The sequence below is a fragment of the Arthrobacter sp. K4-10C genome (assembly GCF_059090085.1).
Genome location: NZ_JBNHFI010000016.1, coordinates 43635 through 67408 on the forward strand (window position 1 = coordinate 43635; position 23774 = coordinate 67408).

Annotated in this window: 20 protein-coding genes and 1 pseudogene; 12 read left to right on the forward strand and 9 right to left on the reverse strand. The window is 67.3% G+C overall.

Annotated elements, in window-relative coordinates; genetic code table 11:
* Window positions 1–3: 3 nt before the first annotated feature.
* The 3 genes from AC5RUU_RS18970 to AC5RUU_RS18980 are packed head-to-tail and all read right to left on the reverse strand — an operon-like array spanning window position 4 to window position 4378.
* A complete protein-coding gene (locus AC5RUU_RS18970; RefSeq protein ID WP_493976753.1) occupies window positions 4–1284 on the reverse strand; it encodes a DUF6986 family protein in 1281 nt (426 codons plus the stop codon).
* Between the two features lie 3 nt (window positions 1285–1287).
* Window positions 1288–2886: a malate synthase A gene (aceB, locus tag AC5RUU_RS18975; RefSeq protein WP_493976754.1), complete on the reverse strand. Its 1599-nt coding sequence runs from the start codon at window positions 2884–2886 to the stop codon at window positions 1288–1290.
* Window positions 2887–2923: 37 nt separating this feature from the next.
* Window positions 2924–4378 carry an NAD-dependent malic enzyme gene (locus AC5RUU_RS18980; RefSeq protein ID WP_493976755.1) on the reverse strand — a complete coding sequence of 485 codons (1455 nt, stop codon included), beginning with the start codon at window positions 4376–4378 and terminating at the stop codon, window positions 2924–2926.
* 212 nt (window positions 4379–4590) lie between these two features.
* On the opposite strand from AC5RUU_RS18980, the gene AC5RUU_RS18985 reads away from it, so the two are divergent.
* Together AC5RUU_RS18985 and AC5RUU_RS18990 are read left to right on the forward strand one after the other, a co-directional pair.
* Window positions 4591–5346 carry an IclR family transcriptional regulator gene (locus AC5RUU_RS18985; protein ID WP_493976756.1) on the forward strand — a complete coding sequence of 252 codons (756 nt, stop codon included), beginning with the start codon at window positions 4591–4593 and terminating at the stop codon, window positions 5344–5346.
* Window positions 5347–5460: 114 nt separating this feature from the next.
* Window positions 5461–5709 carry an SCO4226 family nickel-binding protein gene (locus AC5RUU_RS18990; protein ID WP_493976757.1) on the forward strand — a complete coding sequence of 83 codons (249 nt, stop codon included), beginning with the start codon at window positions 5461–5463 and terminating at the stop codon, window positions 5707–5709.
* Window positions 5710–5767: 58 nt separating this feature from the next.
* On the opposite strand, the gene AC5RUU_RS18995 is transcribed toward AC5RUU_RS18990, so the two are convergent.
* Complete coding sequence (locus tag AC5RUU_RS18995) at window positions 5768–7273, reverse strand: nucleobase:cation symporter-2 family protein (protein WP_493976758.1); 1506 nt, start codon at window positions 7271–7273, stop codon at window positions 5768–5770.
* Between the two features lie 144 nt (window positions 7274–7417).
* Window positions 7418–8326, reverse strand: coding sequence for a factor-independent urate hydroxylase (gene pucL / locus AC5RUU_RS19000; protein WP_493976759.1), 909 nt, complete (start codon window positions 8324–8326; stop codon window positions 7418–7420).
* Window positions 8327–8674: 348 nt separating this feature from the next.
* Between pucL and AC5RUU_RS19005 the strand changes: the two genes are divergently transcribed.
* Entirely contained in the window at window positions 8675–8857 is a 183-nt protein-coding gene (locus AC5RUU_RS19005) for a hypothetical protein (RefSeq protein ID WP_493976760.1), read from the forward strand.
* A 5-nt stretch (window positions 8858–8862) separates the two neighbouring features.
* Here the strand turns inward: AC5RUU_RS19005 and ligD are convergent, their stop codons facing one another.
* Together ligD and AC5RUU_RS19015 are read right to left on the reverse strand one after the other, a co-directional pair.
* Window positions 8863–10107, reverse strand: coding sequence for a non-homologous end-joining DNA ligase (ligD, locus tag AC5RUU_RS19010; RefSeq protein WP_493976761.1), 1245 nt, complete (start codon window positions 10105–10107; stop codon window positions 8863–8865).
* Window positions 10108–10138: 31 nt separating this feature from the next.
* Window positions 10139–11506: an 8-oxoguanine deaminase gene (locus AC5RUU_RS19015; protein ID WP_493976762.1), complete on the reverse strand. Its 1368-nt coding sequence runs from the start codon at window positions 11504–11506 to the stop codon at window positions 10139–10141.
* A 418-nt stretch (window positions 11507–11924) separates the two neighbouring features.
* Between AC5RUU_RS19015 and AC5RUU_RS19020 the strand changes: the two genes are divergently transcribed.
* The 9 genes and pseudogenes from AC5RUU_RS19020 to AC5RUU_RS19060 all read left to right on the forward strand — a co-directional run bounded on the left by AC5RUU_RS19020 (window position 11925) and on the right by AC5RUU_RS19060 (window position 22829).
* Window positions 11925–12419, forward strand: coding sequence for a nucleoside deaminase (locus AC5RUU_RS19020; RefSeq protein ID WP_493976763.1), 495 nt, complete (start codon window positions 11925–11927; stop codon window positions 12417–12419).
* A 14-nt stretch (window positions 12420–12433) separates the two neighbouring features.
* The gene (locus AC5RUU_RS19025) at window positions 12434–13954 is read left to right on the forward strand and encodes an NCS2 family permease (RefSeq protein WP_493976764.1); all 1521 of its coding nucleotides are present in this window, start codon (window positions 12434–12436) and stop codon (window positions 13952–13954) included.
* 138 nt (window positions 13955–14092) lie between these two features.
* Window positions 14093–15316, forward strand: coding sequence for an XdhC family protein (locus tag AC5RUU_RS19030; protein ID WP_493976765.1), 1224 nt, complete (start codon window positions 14093–14095; stop codon window positions 15314–15316).
* Complete coding sequence (locus tag AC5RUU_RS19035; protein WP_493976766.1) at window positions 15307–16254, forward strand: FAD binding domain-containing protein; 948 nt, start codon at window positions 15307–15309, stop codon at window positions 16252–16254. Before AC5RUU_RS19030 ends, AC5RUU_RS19035 begins: the two co-directional genes overlap by 10 nt.
* A 2-nt stretch (window positions 16255–16256) precedes the next feature.
* Window positions 16257–19085 (forward strand): molybdopterin-dependent oxidoreductase, encoded by a 2829-nt coding sequence (locus AC5RUU_RS19040; protein ID WP_493976767.1) that lies wholly within the window; start codon window positions 16257–16259, stop codon window positions 19083–19085.
* Window positions 19086–19164: 79 nt separating this feature from the next.
* Complete coding sequence (locus AC5RUU_RS19045) at window positions 19165–20145, forward strand: aldo/keto reductase (protein ID WP_493976768.1); 981 nt, start codon at window positions 19165–19167, stop codon at window positions 20143–20145.
* A gap of 37 nt (window positions 20146–20182) precedes the next feature.
* Entirely contained in the window at window positions 20183–20836 is a 654-nt protein-coding gene (locus AC5RUU_RS19050) for a uracil-DNA glycosylase (RefSeq protein WP_493976769.1), read from the forward strand.
* Window positions 20837–20845: 9 nt separating this feature from the next.
* Window positions 20846–21256 (forward strand): DUF5655 domain-containing protein, encoded by a 411-nt coding sequence (locus AC5RUU_RS19055; RefSeq protein WP_493976770.1) that lies wholly within the window; start codon window positions 20846–20848, stop codon window positions 21254–21256.
* A 77-nt stretch (window positions 21257–21333) separates the two neighbouring features.
* A pseudogene (locus AC5RUU_RS19060) lies at window positions 21334–22829 on the forward strand (HNH endonuclease signature motif containing protein).
* A gap of 37 nt (window positions 22830–22866) precedes the next feature.
* Here the strand turns inward: AC5RUU_RS19060 and nboR are convergent.
* Window positions 22867–23526: a nicotine blue oxidoreductase gene (gene nboR / locus AC5RUU_RS19065; RefSeq protein WP_493976771.1), complete on the reverse strand. Its 660-nt coding sequence runs from the start codon at window positions 23524–23526 to the stop codon at window positions 22867–22869.
* 24 nt (window positions 23527–23550) lie between these two features.
* On the reverse strand, window positions 23551–23774 hold a 224-nt coding region (locus tag AC5RUU_RS19070; RefSeq protein ID WP_493976772.1), incomplete at its 5' end, for a hypothetical protein.

Below are 23774 nucleotides of genomic sequence, written 5' to 3' on the forward strand. Positions count from 1 at the left end.
TCCTTACTGGGAGTTTGACGTGGTGGCGAGCCGCGGATGTGCCAAGGCAGTCAGCTGCGGAATTCCGACGGCGGCGAGCGCCTGGACTTCCTCGGCACCGACGGCGCCGCATTGGACGCCGCGCAGCACGAACGCGGCCAGGGCCCGGGCGGTGGCGGGTTCGTCCATGACCCCGCCGGCAGTCTGCTCAACATAGTTGCGCAGGCGGGCGGCCGCGGCGGGGAGGCCCTGCCGGTAGAAGGCGTACGTGGCGGCGAACCTGCTGGGCAGCTGGGCCGGATGCAGGTCCCAGCCCTGGTAGTAGCCGCGTTCCAGGGAGCGTCGGACAAGCCGGCCGTGCAGCTGCCAGGCGTTCTCCACGTTGTCGCCTACCGGGATGATGTTGGTGGACCCGTCGGAAAGGCGGATGCCGGTGCCGGCCACCGCAAGCTGCATGACCTCCTTGGCGAAGTCCGCTACCGGATGCTCCATGGACTGGTACTCCGCGGCGATCTGCAGCGACGCCGAGTAATCGTACGTGCCGTAGTGCAGTCCGCTGATCCGGCCGGGCACGGCGTGCGGAAGCTGAGCCACCGGTGACGTGCCCTCCGGTCCCAGGATGAGCTGGGGTGTTTCCACCTGGACTTCGAAGCGCAGCCGGCCGGCGGGCAGCGAGTGCACCTGCTCCAGCCGGGACACGGCGAAGTCCATGGCCTGGACCTGGGCCAGGGTGGTGACCTTGGGCAGGGTCAGGACCAGTCCCTCCGGCAGCTCTCCGGCGGCGGCCAGGCCGGAAACGAACAAGTCCAGGGTCCGCAGCCCGCGGGCCCGGGTGGGCGCCTCAAAGCACTTGAACCGGATGCCGATGAACGGGGGAGCGGACCCTGCAGAGACTGCGGCGGCCACCGCGGAAGCCGCGGCAACCGCGGCGGCGTCCTCGGCGTCGTCGCCCCTGTCCCCGAAGCCGTCCTCGAAGTCGAGCCGCAGGTCCTCAATGGGTTCTGCGGCCAGCTTCGCTTCCACCCGGGAGGCTACCGCATCGGCGAGGCCGGGCTCCTGGCCCAGCAGTCCGCCAAGCCTGCCGAAGCCGCCGTGCGCCTCCACGGCGGCTTTCGCTTCGGCTCCCCATTCGGCAGCGAGCGACGGCGAGAAACGGTCCGCGGGGACGTACACCGTGTGGACCGGTTGGCGGGAGCCGTCGTCGCCCGGGTAGTTGCGTTCCAGGAGCCGGTCCGTTTGGGCAAGCTGGCCGTCGATGTGTGCGAGGTCCCCCGGCGAGAGCGAGGGCTTGGGTGTTGCGGGCATGCCTCAGCCCACCAGTTCGTAGGCGGGGGTGGTGAGGAAGTCGGTGTAGTCGTCCGAGAGGCAGATGTCCGCAATCAGTTCGCTGGCTGGCTGGTAGTAGCGGCGGAAGGCTTCGTCCCCGAACTCGGTGCGGAGCCGTTCCGTTTCCTCACCCAGGATCCGCTCCACCAGTTCCTTGGTGACGGTGTTGCCGGTATCTGCCAGGACTGACTTATTGCGGATCTGCTGCCACACCTGGGAGCGGGAGATCTCTGCGGTGGCTGCGTCCTCCATCAGGTTGTGGATGGCCACGGCACCGTTCCCGGACAGCCAGACGGCCGTGTATGCGACGGCGACGTAGAGGTTCAGGCGCAGGCCGGACTCGGTGACCTGGCCTTCGGCAGAGGCAACGTCCAGCAGCTGCCCGGCGGTAACGGACACCTCGGGGCGCTGCTTGTCCAGCTGGTTGGGCTTCCCGCCCAGGACCGAGTCGAAGACCTCGCGGCAGGTGGGCACCAGGTCCGGGTGTGCCACCCACGAGCCGTCGAATCCGTCGTTGGCCTCGCGGGTCTTGTCCGCCCGTACCTTCTCGAACGCAGCCTCGGTAACCTCGGGGTGGCGGCGGTTGGGAATGACTGCAGCCATCCCGCCCATGGCGAAGGCGCCGCGCTTGTGGCAGGTCTTCACCAGAAGTTCCGTGTAGGCGCGCATGAACGGTGCCGTCATGGCCACCGAGGCGCGGTCCGGCAGGACGAACTCCCCGCCGGCATCACGGAAGTACTTGATGATGCTGAACAGGTAGTCCCAGCGGCCGGCGTTCAGGCCGGAGGCGTGGTCGCGGAGTTCGTAGAGGATCTCGTCCATCTCGAACGCGGCCGGAATGGTTTCTATCAGCACCGTGGCGCGAATGGTGCCCTGGTTCAGGCCCAGGAAGTCCTGTGCGAAAACGAACACATCGTTCCAGAGCCGGGCCTCGAGGTGGCTTTCCATCTTGGGCAGGTAGTAGTACGGCCCATGCCCGTTGAGCACCAGCTGCTTGGCCACGTGGAAGAAGTGCAGGCCGAAGTCCACCAGCGCACCCACAGCCGGTTGGCCGTCGATGAGCAGGTGCTTTTCCTGCATGTGCCAGCCACGGGGCCGGGCCACCACGACGGCGAGCGGCGCGTCGGTGCGGAGACGGTACTCCTTGCCTTCGTCCGAGGTGAAGCTCAGGGTGCCCTGGGCGGCGTCGCGGAGGTTGAGGATGGCATCAATGACGTTGCCCCAGGTGGGGGTGCTGGCGTCCTCGAGGTCCGCCAGCCACACCTTGGCGCCGGAGTTCAGGGCGTTGATGGCCATCTTTGCCGGGGACGCCGGGCCGGTCATTTCCACCCTGCGGTCCTGCAGGGCTGCCGGTGCCGGTGCGACTTTCCAGTCGCCGTCGCGCACGGCCTGGGTTTCCGGCAGGAAGTCCAGCTTTCCGGTCTCGGCAACGCGCTGCCGTTTGGCGGCGCGGGCCGCCAGCAGCTCGTTGCGGGTGCCGGCGAAGCGCTTGTGAAGTTCCTCCACGAAAGCCAGCGCCTTGGGGGTGAGGATCTCCTCGGCGCGGTTGATCGGCCGGGGATCTGTGACGGTGATGGCCATTTCTGGTCCTTTCCTATGGCTGGAAGTCGGGCGGAAATCAGGCGCCGGCCAGGGCGCCAACGTGAACCGCTGCGGCGTCCGCGGCATGTTCTGCCTTGGTGGCCACGTTGGCGGAACGGGCTGCCGCCGCCACTGCTTCGGCCACGTCGGCGGCAACATGGGGATCGAAGACGCTGGGGATAATGTAGCTGGCATTGAGCTCGTCGTCAGCCACCCGGTTGGCGATTGCTTCGGCCGCCGCTACCAGCATGTCCGGCGTGATGTCGCTTGCGCCGGCGTCCAGAAGGCCGCGGAAGAAGCCAGGGAAGGCCAGCACGTTGTTGATCTGGTTGGGGAAGTCGCTGCGGCCGGTGGCCACCACGGCGGCGTGCTTCGACGCGATGACGGGATCGATCTCCGGAGTGGGGTTGGCCATGGCGAAAACGATCGCGTCCTCGGCCATGGAGGCCACCTGCTCCTCGCCGATGACGTGCGGGGCGCTGACGCCGATGAACACGTCCGCTCCCTTGAGGGCGTCGTGGAGGGTGCCGGAGAAACGTTCCTGGTTGGTGTTCGCGGCAATCCAGGTGCGGTGTTCGTCGTCGTACTTTTCGCCCGCGTGGATGGCTCCGGAGCGGCCGGCGGCGATGATGTGCCGGGCGCCCTGCGCCTTGAGGAGCTGGATGATTGCGGAGCCGGCTGCGCCGACGCCTGAGACCACGATCTTCACCTCGGAGAGCTTCTTGCCCACCACGCGCAGGGCGTTGACCAGGGCTGCCAGGGTGACGATGGCGGTGCCGTGCTGGTCGTCGTGGAAGACCGGGATGTCCAGTTCCTCGCGGAGCCGGTTCTCGATTTCGAAGCAGCGCGGCGCGGCGATGTCCTCCAGGTTGACGCCGCCGTACACGGGTGCCAGGGCCTTGACGATGCTGATGATTTCTTCCGTGTCCTGGGTGTCCAGGCAGACGGGCCAGGCGTCCACGTTGGCGAACTGCTTGAACAGCGCCGCCTTGCCTTCCATCACGGGGAGGGCGGCGGCCGGGCCGATGTTGCCGAGGCCAAGCACTGCCGAGCCGTCGGTGACGACGGCAATGGTGTTGCGCTTGACGGTCAGGTTGCGGGCGGCTGCCGGGTCCTCCGCAATGGCGAGGCAGACGCGGGCGACGCCGGGAGTGTAGGCCCGGGAGAGGTCGTCGCGGTTGCGCAGGGCCACCTTGGGGACGACTTCCAGCTTGCCGCCCAGGTGCATCAGGAAGGTTCGGTCCGAGACGTGCTGGACCGTGACGCCGTCGAGCGCGTTCAGTGCGTCCTTGACCCGGGCGGCGTGGGCGTCGTCGGTGGTGTTGCACGTGACGTCAACAACCAGCGTCTCGTGGTGGGACTCGCTGACGTCAAGGGCGGTGATGGCGGCGCCCGCCGCTCCGACTGCCGCGGCCAGTTCGCTGGTGGCGCTGAAGCTTGACGGTGCTTCCACGCGCAGGGTAATCGAATTTCCGGGGCTGGGGTTCGCCATTGAATGTCCTCCTGTTGGGCCTTGTCCGGGGCTGCTGGTCTATCCGAATGTTTTCGTATTATGGATATTATTATCTACTTTATGGAAATACAACCCCTGCCTGTGGCCGATCGCATCCACCCGGCGGGTGCTGTATCTTGAAATCACTAGGGCAACTCTTTTTCACGATGCGGATAAGGCTTGTCGGAATCCGAGCCACAGGAGACTTGGTTATGGCTGAGAAAGCCGCCGGAGGCGTGCAGTCCGTTGAGCGCGTCTTCGAGCTCTTGGAATTGATCACCGACGCGGGCGGCGACGTTACGCTCAGCGAGTTGTCCTCCTCCACGGACCTGCCGCTGCCCACCATCCACCGGCTCCTGCGTACCCTCGTGGCGCTGGGCTACATCCGCCAGCTGCCCAACCGCCGCTACGCCCTGGGCCCCCGGCTGATCAGGCTGGGCGAGGGAGCGAACAAGCAGCTCGGCGCCCTGGCCCGCCCGCAGCTCAAGACGCTGGTGGACCGGCTGGGCGAGACCTCCAACATGGCGGTGCTCGATTCGGACATGGTCATCTACGTGGCCCAGGTGCCGTCCCTGCATTCCATGCGCATGTTCACTGAGGTGGGCCGCCGGGCGCATACCCATGCCACTGGCGTCGGCAAGGCGATCCTGGCGCAACTGGACGACGACGTGGTCCGCGGCATCGTTACCCGTGCCGGCATGCCCACGCCAACGTCCAAGAGCATCGGCGACATCGACGAGCTCCTGGCGGACCTCAAGCTCATCCGCGAGCGGGGGTACTCCATTGACGAGGAGGAACAGGAGCTCGGCGTGCGCTGCTTTGCCATGGCCGTGCCCAATGCTCCCACGCCTACGGCAATCTCGGTCTCCGGCCCGGTGTCGCGCGTGGACGAACATTTCGCCGACAAGGCTGTTCCCGTCCTCCGCGAAGCAGCCCAGACAATCTCCGCGGAGCTCAACCGCTCCTGATTCCTTCCCCGGCCAATGGCTTATTGCCTGTCCATGGCCGCCGTTGACCGCGGTTGCGGCTGGGCGTATCATGTGCGGCATCCATCGGATTCGAACCCATCGGGGGTTGTCATCATGACGAAATTCATGGACGTTCACCACAACATGGTCGGCATCACCGCCGAACAGCTCAGGGCCGCGCATGATGCGGACTTGGCGATCCAGGGTGAAGAAAGCGTCGATTTCCAGCAGGCATGGGCGGACCCTGAATCGGGCCTGGTCTACTGCCTGTCGGAGGCTCCGTCTGCGGAGGCGGTCCGGCGCATTCATGAGCGGACTGGCCATCCGGCGGACGAGATTCATCCCGTGCCGCTTATGGTCTAATCCGCAGGACGGGACAGCCCCGGAGCCGAAGGTCCGGGGCTGTCCCTTTGTGCCGTCCCTAGTGTTCTGACGCCTTCTCCGATGCTTCGACCCGGACTTCCTTGCCGTCGCAGTCGATGAGCTTCCCGCCTTCGAAGCGGTCGCCGTCGGCCAGGCACTTGAGGTCCTCTTCCCGGACGACGCGCTCGGTACCAGCCACGAACACGGACTGGTTGTCCGAGTTCCCGGCCTTGAGGTGGTTGAACAGCAGGTTCAACAGGATGGCCATCACGGCGGCGGAGCTGATGCCCGAGTGGAAGATGGTGCCGAACCAGGACGGGAACTGGTCGTAGAACGCCGGGGCGGCAATGGGGATCATGCCGAACCCGATGGACGCCGCCACGATGATCAGGTTCATGTTGTTCTTGTACTCCACCTTGGCGAGCGTGCGGATGCCGCTGGCGGCCACGGTTCCAAAGAGGACGACGCCGGCGCCGCCGAGGACCGGGGTGGGCACCGCTGCGACCACCCGGCCAAGGATGGGCAACAGGCCGAGTATCACCAGGATCAGGCCGCCGGCGCTGACCACGAACCGGCTCTTCACGCCCGTGATGGCTACCAGGCCGACGTTCTGGGCGAAGGCGCTCTGGGTGAAGGAGTTGAACAGCGGGGAGACGGCGCTGGAGAGCATGTCCGCGCGGAGGCCGTCGCCAATCCGCTTGGAGTCCACCTTGGTGCCCACGATCTCGCCCACGGCGATGATGTCCGCCGACGTCTCCGTCAGGGTCACCAGGATGACGATCAACATGGAGATGATGGCCGCGATCTCGAATACCGGCGGGCCGAAGGCGAGCGGGGTGGGGAACGCGACGATTTCGCCCTGGCCCACCTTGGAGAAGTCCGCCATGCCGAAGGCGAAGGCGATGATGGTGCCCAGGACCATGGCGAGCAGGATGGACAGCCGGGAAATGGCGGCACTGCCCACCTTGCTGAGGAGCAGGACGATGGCCATCGTGGCGGCGGCCAGGCCGATGTTGGCCATGCTCCCGTAGTTGGGGGCCTTGCTGTTGCCGCCCATGGCCCAGTTGGCGGCGACCGGCATCAGGGTGAGGCCGATGGTGGTGATAACCGTTCCGGTGACCACCGGCGGGAAGAACCGGATGATCTTCGAGAAAAGCGGTGTGATCAGCAAACCGATCAGCGACGCGGCGATGACGGATCCGAACACGGCCTGGATTCCGCCGCCGCCGTGGACGATGGCGACCATGGTTGAGACGCCGGCAAAGGAGACGCCTTGGACCAGCGGCAACTGCGAGCCGAAGAAGGGAACGCCGACGGTCTGCAGGATGGTGGCGAGGCCGCCGACGAACAGGCAGGCCGCGATCAGCAGGCCGATGTCCTGCGAGCTCATGCCGGCCGCCGCGCCAATGATCAGGGGCGGGGCGATGATGCCGCCGTACATGGTGAGGACGTGCTGGAAACCGTAGGCGAACGTGCTTCCGATCGACAGCCGCTGGTCCTCCGGCCGGGCCTGCTGGGCCCTTTTACCGGCGGCCGCAGCGGCCAGTTTTTTCTTGATGTTCATGGCAGACTTTCTGGGTTCATGGCAGACGTCATTGTCTGGCTAACGGGGTCTGGCTAACAGGTCTGGGTAAAGCGGAAAATCCGGGGGCCTTCGGGGGCCGGGGCCCCTCCGCGGAGAGGCCCCGGCTATGCTGCCGGTTGTGAATTAGCAGAAGCCGGCGATGCCGGACCACGCTGCGGGGGCCGGGGCGGCGTCCTCGCGCTGGACGGTGGCCTCGATCAGGCCGTAGGGGCGGTCCGCGGCGTAGAAGACCTCGTTCGGGTTGTCCAGGCCGAACGGGGTGAGGTCCACCAGGAAGTGGTGCTTGTTGGGCATGGAGAACTTGATCTCATCGATCTCGGTGTGGGCCTCAAGGACCTTCTGGCCCATGTCGAACAGGGTCTGCTGCAGGGCATGGGAGTACTTCTCGGTGAAGCCTTCGAGCAGGAGCCCCTTGACGTCGTTGTAGCTCTTGTTGAAGTCAAGGGTGCTGAAGTCGGTGCCGGTCTTGAAGCGCCAGCGGGCGGAGACGTCCGTGGCGAGGATGCGGTCCGTGGTTTCCGGCAAGGTGGTGTAGCGGTCCCTCGGGTAGCCTACGAAGCCGGACTGGGTGGACTTCAGGACGGTCAGGTCCTTGAGCCCGGAGACCAGGTGGGTGGTGGCGCCGTCGCGGACCAGGACTGCGGTCCGGACTTCCTGGCCGTTGCGGACGAACGAGTGGTCGTGTTCGCTGCCGTGGGCCTGGATGCGGTTCCAGGCGTAGGACTCGGCTTCCCAGCGGCCGCCGGTGACCCAGTCAAAGCTGGAGGTGAAGTGCTCGCCGAGGCGCAGCAGGAAGGCTTCGGGGGAGCCGACGCCGTCACGGGCGAAGGCGTAGATAGTGTTCTTCTGGGTGTCCGTGGCCACCACGTGGGCGTTGTCGCCCTCCAGGTGGGCCGCAGTGAAGTCGCCCCGCAGCTGCGAGGTGACGTTCAGGTCCTCGATCTCGTGCCGGTTGGTGTCGCGGGTGATCTTGACGACGCGGACTTCGGCCTTGCCGTACTGGTTTTCGCCGAGGATGATCTTGCTGCTCATGGTCATTTCCCAATCTCCGGTAAGTGGAACCTAGGTTCCATCACTGAAATTAAGCGCGCGTTTCTGGCGCGTTTCCGGTGGAGCCGACCCAACAAAAAAGAGCCGGCATCCATTGATGCCAGCTCATTACGACCCTGCCTGCTGCTCCCAGGTTACGTGACGTGCGCCACGAGTTGCCTTCCAGCGTACCCCCGCAATCCGGTGGTGTACATCACAAACCCAAAATTCGTTTTGTGACCGGCGGGAGTCCAGGCCGGTCCAGAGGGGCATTGACGCGCGGCCGTGACATCCGTAGTCTTTTCACATAGCAGAATTTGCTTTCCGCGATACGAAATAGAGGAGGACCAGATGTACCAGCAGGACCAGGCCGCAACAGCACCGTCACCCGCGGCCCAGCCTTCCGAGCAGGAGTTCTACCTCCCGCGCGGCGGCGGCATCGATCCGGATTTCTACGTGCCCGAGGACCGGGTCCACGAGCCCAGCCGCATCTCGCGCTGGATCCACGCGCTGCCGGGCTTCAACCGCCGCTGACGCCGTCAGGACCCCGTGCGCCCCGGCCATTCCTTTCCGGCCCAGGGGTCGTAATCGGCAATGAGCTCTTCCTGCGGCGGACGCTCCGCCTCGGGAACGTGCTGCAGGTTCACCCGCACCCGGTACCAAAGCGAGCTCGACCCGCGCATTCCGTCCACCAGCACGTCGGCCGGGGTGAGTGAAGGGACGACGGCGGCGTGCCGGGATTTCCACTCATCCAGCGCAGCCAGCGCCTCCGGTTTGGTCCGGGTGCGGGCCACCTCGATGAGCGGCATCGTTGACTGCCGGCGGCCGGAGCCGTTGGCTCCCCCCGGCGCCTTTTCGGCGGGACCCAGCTCCTTGGCGAGGGCCAGCAGCCCGTCAAGGGAACCGGCGGCGTCGTCGATGCCTGCGTGCGGGTCGCCGATGGCCGCGAAGCGTTCCAGTATGGCGGGCACAGTGAACTGCTCCGGCCGGGCTGACCGGACCTCATCCCACGACAGCGGCGTTGATACCCGCGCGTCGGGCAGTGCCCTGACCGAGTAGGCGGAGGCCACCGTCCGGTCCTTGGCGTTCTGGTTGAAATCCACGAAAACGCTCTCGCCGCGTTCCTCCTTCCACCATCGCGCGGTAGCCAGGCCGGGCGCGCGGTTCTCCACTTCCCTGGCCAGGGTTTCGGCCGCGAGCCGCACGTCCTTGTAGGGCCACTGCGGCGCGATCCGCACCAGGATGTGCAGGCCGCGCGACCCGCTGGTTTTCGGCCAGCCCACCAGGCCCACATCGTCCAGGACCTCCTGCGCCACGTATGCGACGTCGACAATCTGCGACCAGTCCACCCCCGGCATGGGGTCGAGGTCCACCCGCAGTTCATCGGGATGCTCCAGGTCCTCCGCGCGGACCGGATGGGGATTGAGGTCCAGGCAGCCGAGGTTGATCACCCATGCCAGGCCCGCCGCATCCCGGATCACGGCCTCCTCCGCAGACGTCCCCGACGCATAATGCAGCGTGGTGGTGTCTATGTAAGGAGGATGGTTTTCCGGCACACGCTTCTGGAAGAACGGTTCCTCGCCGATGCCCTTGGGAAACCGCTTGAGGACCATCGGCCGGCCGCCTGCCCCGCGCAGCGCGCCGTCGGCAACCGCCACATAGTACCGCACCAGGTCCAGCTTGGTCAGGCCGGGTTCCGGGAACACCACCTTGTCCGGGCTGGAGATGCGGACCTCTTCACCATCGATGTCCAGGATCTCGGCCGGCGTCTTTGACGGAGTCATGCGGCCACGCTAGCAGTGGGCAGGGTGCGTGTCAGCCGTTCACGAGGCGCCGGGCGGCCGCCGAGTGCTCCGCGATGAGCCCGGCGATGTCCAGCCCCGGGATCTGCCCGTCCACCACGCGCCACCGCCCGCAGACCATCACCCGGTCCGCCCGGTCCGCGGCGCACAGCAGCAGGGCCGCGACGGGATCGTGGCTGCCCGAGAACCGCAGGTCGTCCAGCCGGAACAGTGCCAGGTCCGCCTGCATCCCGGGGGCCAGCTGGCCCAGTCCCGGACGGCCCAGGACGGCGGCCGAGCCCTTCGTGGCCCAGCCAAGGGCCCGCTCCACCGGAACATCCGCCCCGTAGCGAAGCCGCTGGAGGTACAGTGCCTGCCGGGCTTCCAGCATCATGTTCGAGGTATCGTTCGACGCCGAGCCGTCCACTCCCAGCCCCACCGGGACTCCTGAGTCCTCCAGCTCCAGGACCCGTGCCGTGCCCGACGCGAGCCGCATGTTGGAGGTGGGGCAGTGCGCGACGGCGGTCCCTGCCGCCCCGAGCCGGGCGATCTCCGCGCTGCTGAAGTGGATGCCGTGGCCCAGCCATGTGCGGTCCGTCAGCCAGCCCACGCTGTCCAGGTAGTCAACGGTCCGCAGCCCGAACATCTCCCTGCAGAAATCCTCTTCGTCGAGGGTCTCGGCCAGGTGGGTGTGCAGCCGGACGTCCAGCCGGTCCGCGAGGGCGGCGCTTTCGGCCATGATCTCTTTGGTTACGGAGAACGGCGAGCAGGGGGCCAGGGCAATCTGGATCACCGCATCCTGCCCGCGCTCGTGGTACCGGCCCACCAGGCGCTCGCTGTCTTCCAGCACCACCTCCGGATCCTGCACCGTGGACTGTGGCGGCAGGCCGCCGTCGTCCGTTCCCAGGGTCATGGAGCCCCGGGTCAGCGTGGCGCGCATGCCTAGCCGGCGGACCGCCTCCACCTCGATGTCGATGGCATCCTCAAGACCTGCCGGGAAGAGGTAGTGGTGGTCTGCGGCGGTGGTGCAACCGGAGAGAAGGAGTTCGGCCAGGGCGACGGTGGTGGCGAGCTCAAGGTCCTTCGGGGTGAGCCGGGCCCACACGGGGTACAGGTTCTGCAGCCAGGGGAAAAGCGGGGCGTTTGCCACCGGCCCCCAGGCGCGCGTCAGTGTTTGGTAGAAGTGGTGGTGCGTGTTGATCAGGCCCGGCATCAGGACGTGCCGTCCGGCGTCGAAGGTTCCCTGGCAGGGCGCCGAGGGCTGCTGGCCGGCCGCCAGCACTTCCTCGATGACGCCGTCGTTGACCACCAATCCGCCAGAGGCGTCAAGGCTGTTCGCGGTGAAGCTGGCCTGGGGATTCCGGATCCAGAGGCGGGAAGCGGGAGGGGCGGTGGAGGTCATGAGATGTCCTTGTCTGAGCGCAGGTGCGGTAAGTCCAGCTCAGTGAAGCCCTGTCTGCTGATCCAGGTACCCGGCGGCCGGAAGGTGAGTGCACGGCAGCGCGGGTGGCATCAGGGTAAGGAGACAGCCCCGCGTGCGTCAATGTCAACGGATTGTGACTGCAGGCGAGGGGCGGCCGCGGTGAGCTGCTGGAAACGCAGATTTCACATGGCGGAATAACTTTTTCAGAAAACTATGGCGCGGGCCACAATCCGGTGCTAATCTCGATTCTGCCAAAGGCGGGCACCCGGTCTCCGGGAAGCTATCTACCAGGCGCAACTTAACCTTCACAGCACATGCTGAAGCCTGGTAACCGTCGCACCTGGTTCTACTGGTCCTGCAAGCGGCACCGGGCTTCCCGGCAAAAGGAAGTCGCATCATGAGTACTACCGTCACGGCCGAGCAGTTCCTGGCCAGATCCATCCGGCTGGCAACGGCCAACGTCCTCAACAGCGGCGGGCCCTTCGGCGCCATGATCGTCACCGCGGACGGCAAAACGTTCGACGGCGTCAACCGCGTCACCGCGGATAACGATCCCACAGCCCACGCCGAAGTCACCGCAATCCGCACCGCCTGCCGCGAACTCGGCACCTTCGACCTCAGCGGCGCCGTCCTCTACACCAGCTGCGAGCCATGCCCCATGTGCCTGGCCTCCGCGCTGTGGGCCCGCGTGGAGCGGGTGGTCTACGCCGCAGACCGGCACGACGCGGCCTCGGTGGGCTTCGACGACGCCGTCTTCTACGAATACTTCGACAACCAGGACAGGGACTCCCTGATGCCGGTTTCCAAGCTGGAGCTGGGCGATCCCCAGGCACCGGCGCCCCTGGAGCCGTTCAACACCTGGAACACGCTCGACTCCAGGATCGACTACTAGGCCCGGCGGCTGAGATGACCATCCTGGACTCTTCCCACGAGGAGCATTCGGCTCCATCACCACGCACCTCCCAGCCGGCCCCGCGCGTCCCCAGGCCACCGGCGTCGAACTCCCTCCTTGACCGGTTCTTCCACATCACGCAGCGCGGCTCCACCCTGGCACGCGAATTCCGTGGCGGCCTGGTCACCTTCTTCACCATGGCGTACATCGTCATCCTTAACCCCCTGATCCTCGGCGGATTCAGCGCGGACAATGCCCCCACCGACGTCGCCGGGGGCTGGCTCTCCGCCGCACAGGTCGGCGCCGTCACCGGGCTCACCGCCGGCGTCATGACCATCCTGTTCGGCCTGGTGGCCAACCTGCCGTTCGGGCTCGCCGCCGGGCTGGGCATCAACTCTTTCCTGGCCGTTTCGGTAATCCAGGAAGTCACCTGGGCCGAGGCCATGGGACTGGTGGTGATCAACGGCATACTGATCGTGCTGTTCGGCGTCACCGGCGCCCGCACGGCCATCTTCCGCGCCGTACCCAAGGAACTGAAGGCCGCCATTACCGTAGGCATCGGCCTGTTCATCGCCTTCATCGGCTTCGTGGACTCCGGCTTCGTCCGGGCCACCGCGGGCGGGCCCCCCGTCCAGTTGGGCGACGGCGGCTCCATCACCTCCGTGCCCACGCTTGTGTTCGTTATCGGACTGCTCAGCATGGGCATCCTGGTGGCCCGCAAGGTCCAGGGCGGCCTCCTCATCGGCATCGTCGGCACCACCGTGCTCGCCGCCGTCGTGGAAGCCGTCTTCAAGATCGGCCCGGCCAGCGAAACAAACCCCGGCGGCTGGCACCTCAACACCCCCGTGCTCTCCGGGCAGCTGGTCTCGGCCCCGGACCTGGCACTCGTGGGCCAGTTCGACCTCTTCGGTTCATTCGCCAGGATCGGCGGGCTCGCCGCCACCATGTTGGTGTTCACCCTGGTGTTCACCAACTTCTTCGACGCCATGGGCACCATGACCGGCCTGGCCAAGAGCGCCGGCGTGGCACACAAGGACGGCACGTTCCCGCGGCTCAAGTCAGCCTTCATCGTCGAAGGCGTGGGCGCCGTCGCAGGCGGTGCCACCTCCGGCTCCTCCAACACCGTGTACATCGACTCCGCGGCCGGAATCGGCGAAGGGGCCCGCACCGGCCTGGCATCGGTGGTCACCGGAGTGCTGTTCCTCGGTTCGATGTTCCTCACCCCGCTGACCAGCGTGGTTCCGCTCGAGGTGGCAGCCGCCGCCCTGGTGGTGGTGGGCGCGATGATGATGGCGCAGATCCGTGAGATCAAGTTCAGCAAGTTCAGCGTGGCACTGCCGGCGTTCCTCACCATCGTGACCATGCCGCTGAGCTACTCGATCGCGAACGGCATCGGCGTCGGTTTCGTCTCCTGGGCCATCATCGGCGCGGCGTCCGGGAAGGCGAAGAAAATCCATCCGCTCATGTGGGTGGTCAGCGCCGGCTTCCTGGTGTATTTCGCCCGGGGACCCATCAACGTCCTGCTCGGCGCCTGACCCACCTCAAGCCCGCCCGGTCCGGACCTCCGCCCTGCCACCCGGTGCGGATGTCCGGACCGGCAGGCCCACCTGCTTTCCGAACCACCTGACAGGAACGACAATGGACACCACCGCCGCGCGCAAAGGAGTGCCGCCATGCTTGACCTGATCACTTCGCTCGGTGCATGGCTGCCATCACTGGCAGGCCGGCCATTCGCGGTTGCCACCATCGTGGCCGCCACCGGTTCGGTGCCCCGGCCCGTGGGCACGTCCATGATCGTCACCGCCACCGGTGAGGTGCTGGGCAGCCTGTCCGGCGGTTGCGTGGAAGGCGCCGTGGTGGCGCTCGCCCAGGAGGCAATGGACGACGGCGGGAAGCGCCGCCAGGCGTTCGGTTTCAGTGCCGCCGACGCCTTCGCCGCAGGGCTCACCTGCGGGGGACAGCTGGACATCCACATCGAACCGGCGCCGGCGGACAATGACGCCCCGCTCCGGACGGCCCTCCATCGGCTCGCGGCCTGCGGCCCGGACGAACCCGTGGCGCTGGTACGCCGTCTCGACGCCAGGGCGGACGCCGCCGTCGTCCTTTCCGATCCGGCAGGCTCCCCGGCACAGGCCCGGTTGGCCGCCCTGTTGCCGCCCGGCACCGCCTCACAGTCGGAGCCCGTCCGCCAGGTGGGGGCCATCCTCCGCAGCGGCGGAACAGGCGTAGTCCGGCTGGCCAACACCGGTGCCTGCCCGCCGGACAGAACCGGGGAGGACCTGCACGGGGATGCGGCAGCGGTCCTGGTGGAATCGCGCCTCGCCCCGCCGCGGATGCTGGTGTTCGGCGCCAATGATTTCGGCGCGGCCCTGGTCCCGGCTGCCAAGCTGCTGGGCTACCACGTGACACTCGTGGATGCCCGCCCCGCCTTCGCGAACCAGCCGCGCTTCGCAGCGGCAGATGAGGTGGTGACGGACTGGCCGCACCGCTACCTTGCAGCGGAATCGGCGGCCGGGCGGCTGGACAGCCGTACGGTGGCTGCCGTGCTGTCCCACGACCCCAAGTTCGACCTTCCGCTGCTGGAAACGGCGCTGGCCCTGGATCTCGCTTACGTGGGTGCCATGGGATCTCGCCGCAGCCACCTGCAGCGCGTGGACCACCTCCTCGCCGCCGGCGTCCGTCCCGAACGGATCGCCGAACTGCACTCGCCCATCGGCCTGGCCATCGGCGCCGCCACCCCAGCGGAAGTGGCGGTATCCATCACTGCCGAACTCATCGCGTCCCGCACCCGTGCAGCCAGCTGCACACCACTCCGGGACACCTCCGGTCCCATCCATCAGCAACCCGCACCCGCGCAGCCGCTCAACGCCACCCGTCAGGAGATCGCATGGACATGAACACCATCGAGGCGGTGGTCCCCACCACCGACCCCGCAGAATGGCGCGACGGCGACGCCTGGCTGGCGGGCGGAACCGTCCTGTTCTCCTACGGCAGCTTCGCCTTCGGCCCCCGGCCGCTGCGGCGGCTGCTGGACCTCGGTATTGCCGGTTGGACACCCGTCACCGTCACCGACGCCGGCATCGACGTAGCCGCCACGTGCACGGTCGCCGAGCTGTACAGCCTCCCCGGCTCACCCGGGCTTACGGATCGCGCATGGCCGGGCCTGGACCTGTTCCGTCCGTGCTGCGACTCCTTCGTTGCGTCCTTCAAGGTCTGGAACATGTCCACCGTGGGCGGCAATCTGTGTACCTCGCTGCCTGCCGGGCCCATGATCTCGCTCTGCGCCGGGCTGGACGGGGCGGCCACCATCCTCGCGCCCGGCGGCACCAGCCGCACCGTCCCGGTGACGGACTTCGTCACCGGTGATGCAAAAAACTGCCTGGCACCCGGCGAACTGCTCCGCAGCGTCCACCTCCCGGCGTCGGCCCTTGCCTCCCGGGTGGCCTTCCGCCGCCTGTCCCTGAGCAACCTGGGCAGGTCCGGGGTGCTCCTGATCGGACGGCTCGACGGCGGCGCCTCCCTGGTCCTCACCGTCACCGCCGCAACAAAGCGGCCCGTGCAGCTGCGCTTCGACGGGCTTCCGGACCAGGACCAGCTCGCGGCGGCCCTCGACGACGGGATACCCGCAGGGCTTTATCACGACGATATCCACGGTCTGCCGGCCTGGCGCCGGGACATGACCTACCGGCTCGCGGAGGAGATCCGGGCCGAACTCGCGGCCCCGGAAGGGGAGCCCGGGCTCCCGGTGTCGGGGGACTTCTGGCCGCCGCGGGCACTGCCGCCGCAGCCGGTGGCCCCGCAGGCGGGCCGGAACGCACTTTCGAAAGGGGCCTGAGCATGGCCATCGAGATCAACGGAAAACCATCGGACGCCGCACCCCGCCCCGGGCAGTGCCTCCGGACCTTCCTGCGGGAGCAGGGCACGCTCGGCGTGAAGAAGGGCTGCGACGGCGGCGACTGCGGGGCGTGCACTGTGCACGTGGACGGCACCCCCGTGCACAGCTGTATCTATCCCGCCGTACGGGCCGAAGGACACACGGTCACCACTATCGAGGGCCTGGCTGCGACATCAGGCGACCCGGACCAGCTCCACCCCGTGCAGCAGCAGTTCCTTGAGCGGCAGGGCTTCCAGTGCGGCTTCTGCACGGCGGGCATGGTGATGACCGCCGCCACGTTCGACGACGAACAAAGGGACAATCTGCCCCGGAACCTCAAGGGCAACCTTTGCAGGTGCACGGGATACCGTGCCATCGCCGACGCCGTCTGCGGGCACGCCGGCCATCCCGATCCACAGGGACAGGGCTCGGGCATCGCCGGCGAGGGACAACCGGAGCCCGAGCCCGGACGGCTGGGCGACGACGTTCCGGCCCCCGCCAGCAGGGCCGTGGTCACCGGCACCGCCCGCTACACCCTGGACATCCCTGTGGAACAGCAGCAGGGGATGCTGCATATGAAGATCCTGCGCTCGCCGCATGCCCATGCACGCGTAGTGTCCATCGATGCGGCGGCGGCCCTCCAGGTGCCGGGCGTGGTGGCCGTGCTCACCCATGAGGACGCGCCCGCCCAGCTGTTCTCCACCGCCCAGCACGAGCTGTTCACCGACGACCCGGACGATACCCGCGTGCTGGATGACGTGGTGCGGTTCATCGGGCAGCGGGTGGCCGCCGTCGTCGCAGAATCGGTAGCTGCCGCCGAAGCAGGCGTCCGGGCGCTGCAGGTGGAATACCAGGAACTTCCTGCGGTTTTTTCGCCGCAGGAGGCCTTGAAGCCCAGCGCGCCGCTGGTACACGGCGACAAGGACGGCACGGCCGCCCGGATCTCGCGCCCGGACCGCAACGTGGTGGCCGAACTCCACTCCGAACTGGGCAGCGTGGCTGACGGCTTCGCCGCCGCCGATTTCGTCCACGAACAGACCTACCGCACCCAGCGGGTCCAGCACGTCGCCATGGAGACACACGCCGCCATCGCATCGGTCGACGGCGGCGGCCGCCTCCAGGTGCGGACGTCCAGCCAGGTCCCGTTCCTGGTCCGCCGCACGCTGTGCCGGGTGTTCGGCCTGGCGGAGGACCAGGTGCACGTGGTGGCCGGCCGGGTGGGAGGCGGCTTCGGCGGCAAGCAGGAGGTGCTGACCGAGGACCTGGTGGCACTCGCGGCCCTGAAGCTGCAGCGGCCGGTCCAGCTGGAACTGACCCGCACCGAGCAGTTCACCGCTACCACCACCCGCCACCCCTTCACCATCAAGCTCAGGGCCGGAGCCACCGCGGCCGGTGACCTGACCGCGCTGGAGCTGGACGTACTCACCAACACCGGCGCCTATGGCAACCACGGGCCCGGCGTGATGTTCCACGGGTGCGGCGAGTCACTGGCCGTGTACAAGTGCGCCAACAAGAAAGTTGACGCGCACGCGATGTACACCAACACCGTGCCGGCCGGGGCGTTCCGGGGCTACGGGCTAAGCCAGATGATCTTCGCCATTGAGTCCGCCATGGATGAACTAGCCGTGGGCATCGGGATGGACCCACTGGAGTTCCGCCGCCGGAACATGGTCCGCGAGGGTGACCACATGCTCTCCACCCAGCCCGAGCCGGAGGAGGACGTCCACTACGGCAGCTACGGTCTGGACCAGTGCCTTGACCTGGTCCGGGATGCGCTGGACCGGGGCCGCGAACGCTACCGGGCGGCGGGACTGGACCAGCTGGGCCCGGACTGGCTGACCGGTGAAGGCGCGGCGCTGTCCATGATCGACACAGTCCCGCCGCGCGGCCACTTTGCCCATTCCCGGCTGAGCCTCCTCCCGGACGGTACGTACCAGGCCGACGTCGGGACAGCCGAGTTTGGGAACGGCACCACCACCGTCCACGCCCAGCTGGCCGCCACCGCACTGTCCACTGACGCCTCGCGGGTGGCCGTGCGGCAGTCGGACACGGACCTGATCGAGCACGATACCGGCGCGTTCGGCTCGGCAGGGACTGTGGTGGCCGGGAAGGCGACCCTGGCGGCGGCCGAGGAACTGGCCGTGCGGATCCGGGCTTTCGCGGCCGGTATCCGGCAGACCCAGGCCTCCGCCTGTGTCCTTGACGGCGACGCCGTAGTGGTCGATGGAACGCCCGTGGCACTTGCGGAGCTGGCGCAGGCGGCCGCGGACGCCGGCGTCGAACTCGCTGCCGAGGGGCGCTGGGGCGGGACGCCGCGCTCCGTCGCCTTCAATGTCCACGGATTCCGGGTTGCGGTGAACCGCGGCACGGGCGAGCTGAAGATCCTGCAGAGCGTGCAGGCGGCCGACGCAGGCGTAGTGGTCAACCCGCGCCAGTGCCGGGGCCAGGTCGAAGGCGGCATTGCCCAGGCAATCGGCGCCGCGCTGTACGAGGAAGTGGTGGTGGACGACGCCGGCAAGGTCACCACTGACATCCTGCGGCAGTACCACATTCCCACCTTCGCGGACGTGCCACGCAGCGAGGTGTACTTCGCGGACACCAACGATTCCATGGGCCCGCTCGGTGCGAAATCCATGAGCGAAAGTCCGTTCAACCCGGTGGCACCGGCCCTGGCCAACGCCATCCGGAACGCCACCGGCGTGCGGTTCGCGTCCCTGCCCATCGCGCGGGACCGGATCTACCTGGGATTGAAGGAGGCGGGGCTGGTACGGGCGGAGCGCGTCCTGTCGTGAGGCGGCGCGGGGTCACAAAATGCCCGTCGGTGCGACATCTTTGGGAAGGATGTGGCCCCGCGTTGCATATAGTCGAGGGATGGAACAGCGGATTTTAGGCAAGACCGGACGGAACGTGTCTGTCGTGGGGCTGGGCACCTGGCAGCTCGGCGCGGACTGGGGCAACGTGGACCCGGCGCAGGCGCAGGCAATCCTGGCGGCTTCCGTGGAAGCGGGCGTCACCTTTTTCGACACCGCCGACGTCTACGGTGACGGACGCAGCGAACAGGCCATCGGGAAGTTCCTTTCGGACAACCCCGGGCTGGACATCACCGTTGCCACAAAGATGGGCCGCCGGCTGGACCAGCTGCCGGAAAACTACACGCTGGCCAACTTCCGCCAGTGGGTGGACCGCTCACGGACGAACCTCGGCACTGACACCCTGGACCTGGTCCAGTTGCACTGTCCGCCCACGGCCGTCTACAGCAACGCCGAGGTCTACGACGCGCTGGACACCCTGGTGGCCGAAGGTGCAATCCGGAACTACGGCGTCAGCGTGGAGCGCACGGATGAAGCCATCGAAGCGATCCGCCATGAAGGCACAGCCTCCGTCCAGATCATCCTTAATGCCTTCCGGCTCAAGCCGCTCGACGAGGTGCTCCCTGCAGCCAAGGCCGCGAACGTGGGCATCATCGCCCGGGTGCCGCTCGCCTCGGGCCTGCTGTCGGGCAAGTATTCGAAGGAGACCTCCTTCGCCGAGGACGACCACCGGAACTTCAACCGCAACGGCGAGTCCTTCGACGTCGGGGAAACGTTCTCAGGGGTGGAGTACGAGCTGGGGCTGAAGGCCGTGGCGGAATTCGAGCAACTGGTCCCTTCGGGAGCCACCACGGCGCAGGCGGCCATCGCCTGGATCGCGGCGCAGGACGGCGTCACCTCCGTGATTCCCGGCGCCCGCAACGTGGATCAGGCTACCGCCAACGCTGCAGCAGCGGCCGTCAGCGTCAATGAGGAATTCGACGCCGGCGTCCGCTGGATCTACGACCACTACTTCCGCGACGCCATCCACCCCCGCTGGTAGCACGGTTCTGCAGGGCCCCAGGCTTCAGGACTACGGCGTGCGCCTGGTTTCCGGCATCGATGCTTTTATCGACAAGCTCGCGGCGGTGGAACCGGGCCCGGCGTGCACCAACTTTTTCAACCGAAGCGTTCCGGAAAATGCCCAGCGCAGGGAAAACCTGCGGATCTATCTGACGGAGATGCTGGGCCGCTCGCCGAGAGTGCTGCTGGTGGGCGAGGCTCCGGGTTTCAGGGGCATGCGTATCACCGGGGTCCCGTTCACGAACCGCACGATGTTCGAGGGGCCCGCCAACGGGTTCGGACTGTTCGGGCCGGGAAAGGGTTACGTCCTGCCGCCGGACGCTGCGGGTGTTCCCGCCGAACCCACCGCAACGGTGATGTGGCAGGTCCTGGCGGAACTGGAGTTCCTTCCGCTGCTGTGGAGCGCGTTCCCGTGGCATCCGCACCTGCCGGGGCGGCCGCAGTCCAACCGGACCCCGACGCCCGCGGAAACCGCCCTGGGGACCCCGTTCCGGCAGATGCTCACTGAGCTGTTCGCCATCCGTACCGTGGTGGCGGTGGGCAATGTGGCGCACCGCAGCCTGCTCCAGGCCAGCATGGACGTGCCCAAGGTCCGGCATCCGTCCCACGGCGGGCGAGCCGGCTTTAAACGGGGACTGGGGCAGCTCCTTGACGGCGGAATGCAGGCTTGAAGGATAGTAGTGGTCGTTTACAAGCGCGGCGATAGCTGCGGCCTGCAGGACAGGTGGGCCACCATGGGGACCGTGGATGCACAACAACTTTTTCCCGCAGCGCTCAAGGAGGTCTATGATGCACTTTCCGCTCGGGTGCTCGGACTGGGTGACGATATTGTCGAAGAGTTCTCGAAAACCCAGGTGAGCTACGGTGCGGCCCGGAAGTTCGTGTGGCTCACCCCGGTCACGCGAACCAAAGCGCTTCTGACCGTCGACATGTGGGACGAGCACCAAGCTTCGTTTCTCCGTAGCGTGAACCGGTTTCGTCACGATAAGTACACTCACCAGGTCGAGGTGCGCACGGCAGCCGACATCGAGGCTGTGGCCGCGCTCGGCTGGTTCGAGGCATCAGCTGCCTGGGGTCGGAAGCAACGCTGACCGAACAACCCTCAGCCCTCCATCGGGATCCTTCGTGAGCTCAGTGGGAATGTCAGACCCTCGCGGGATGATGTTTTATGGGAAGCGCAGCGGTGGTGCAGGCATTTGCGGACATCAATGCCGCCCTGACTCTGCTTGCTGTGGAGGTAGCTGGGGCGGGTTCGGTGCCGTTTTCGGCTGTTGATCCTTTGCGTGGTCTGGTCGATGGCTGCCTGGATATTTTGTCCTGCGTTGCGGGGCGGAGGCCCGGCTGGCGGCCCTGAAGGCCCGGGCTGTGGCGGTGTATGCGGAGAGCGCTCAGGCCGTTGCGCCAGCGGCTATGTCGGCGCAGGCGCAGGAGATGGCGGTGGCCGCGGAGATCGCGTGCGTGCTGACCATTGGTGAGAGGGCCGCGGGTGCCCTGTTGAATCAGTCCCGGGTGCTGACCACGTTTTTGCCGCTGACCCTCTCAGCGTTGCAGGACGGGAGCCTGTCGTGGGCGCACGCGAAGGTGATGGTCGAGGAGACCGCCACCCTGGATGCTGCCGGGGCGGCCGCATTGGAGGCGCACTTCCTGAACCCGGACGCACCGAACCCGTCCCGCGGAGCCGCGCCCGCGGAGCTGGTGCCGCACCGTTTCCGGCACAAGGCCCGGACGTGGCGGGAACGCCACCACCCGGAGAGCCTCGAGAAGCGCCACGCCAAAGGTGTGGCTGACCGGCGGGTCGAATATACACCCGACCAGGACGGGATGGCATGGCTTTCGGCATACCTCCCCGCCGCCACAGCCAGCGGGATCTGGGACCGCCTCACCGCTATCTCCCGCGACGCGCAGGGGCCGGACGAAACCCGGACCCTCGCCCAGCTCCGCGCCGATGTCTTCACCACCGCCCTCCTCGGCAGTGGAACCTCGCTAGGAGCAACTCCCGGAAAGGTTCCCTCGCCCCGGGCACAGGTCCTCGTCACCGTGCCGGTGTTTTCGCTGCTGGGCGCCACCGATGAGCCGGCGACGCTGGACGGCTACGGCCCCATCCCGGCCTCAATTGCCCGGGACCTCGTGGCAAACGGGGCCCACTCCTTCCATCGGGTGCTGGTTGACCCTCGGGATGGGGCACCGCTGGAGATCGGCCGGACCAGCTACCGGCTGACGAAGGCGATGCGGAACTGGCTGCGGCTGAGGGACGGGAAATGCCCGTTTCCGGGCTGCAACAACCACTCCCTGGACAATGAGGCAGACCACCTCCTTGCGTGGCACAGCGGCGGCGCCACCGGAATCAGCAACCTCGGACAGCCCTGCCCGAAACACCACAGACTCAGACATACCAGCGGATGGAACCCGACAGCGGCGACAAAGGACGAGCCGCCCGGTTGGATATCGCCAAGCGGCCGCCGCTACAAGAGCGAACACCAGGACTGGGAACCACCGCAATGGCCCCACGAATTAAGAACCGAACTGAAACCTGAGCCGACATCAAACGCGAGACGGCCTTATCCAACAGTGGGGGATGACGTTGGCGGCTACCCGGATTTTGTCCACATCGGGCTGTCCCCGGGAGAAGACGTCTTGGAGAGGTTCCTGCACAGGCGCGCCTGAGCCTCCGCCCTCACCTGCCGTCCGGATACGCACGCCCTTATTCAACAGCCGCCCCGCCGAGAAGCCGCCACTGGTCCGGGGTGTCGATGTCCTCGCCGGTGGACTGGTCGCTGCAGTCCACCTCGTCCACCAACTCCGGATGGGACTGCAGGAAGCCGCGCGCCCCGGCGTCGCCCGTCACCGTTGCGCTGACCGCTTTGCGCAGGGCGGCGTCAATGAGCAGCGGATGACCGCGGCGCAGCCTGGCCGTTGTACCGCCGCCGGAGGCGTCCCGGCCGCGGTACGCGGCGGCGGTGATTCGTCCCGGCCGGTGGGAGGCGAGGAGCCTGCCCACCGTTGCCCGGGTCAGGCCGGGCTGGTCAACGAGCGCGATGAGGAGGTGGTCTTCCGGATCCGCTTCCTTCTCACCGAGCAGAAAGGAACTGCCCATACCCGTGCGCCAGTGGGGGTTGACGGCGATCCGGTAGCGGTCCAGCTCGGCGATGGTTGCGACGTCGGGGGCTCCGGCGCCGAGCACCACCACCACCTCGCGGCAGCCGCCGTCGAGCAGGTTTCCGGCGATGGCTTCCACCAGTGGGCGGCCGCGGTAGGGGAGCAGGGCCTTGGGACCCAGGCCCAGCCGCGTCCCGGCCCCAGCCGCCAGCACGATGCCCGTCGCCCGCCGTTCCTGGGTGCCATCCGCCCCCGCCTTATCCATAGCTGCACCCTAATTGAGTTTTTGTCAGGCGTCGCCGCCGGCCCCGCCGGTGGTGCCGGCGTTGACGTCCAGCAGTTTGTAGCGGTCCATCGCGTACGACGGCGCTGCCTCCTCCACCTCGCCCCTTGCCGCCAGCATCTGCAGGGCTTTGACCACGATGGAGTGGGTGTCGTTCTTGAAGTAGCGGCGGGCTGCTGCGCGGGTGTCCGAGAAGCCGAAGCCGTCGGCGCCGAGGGTGGCGTATTCAT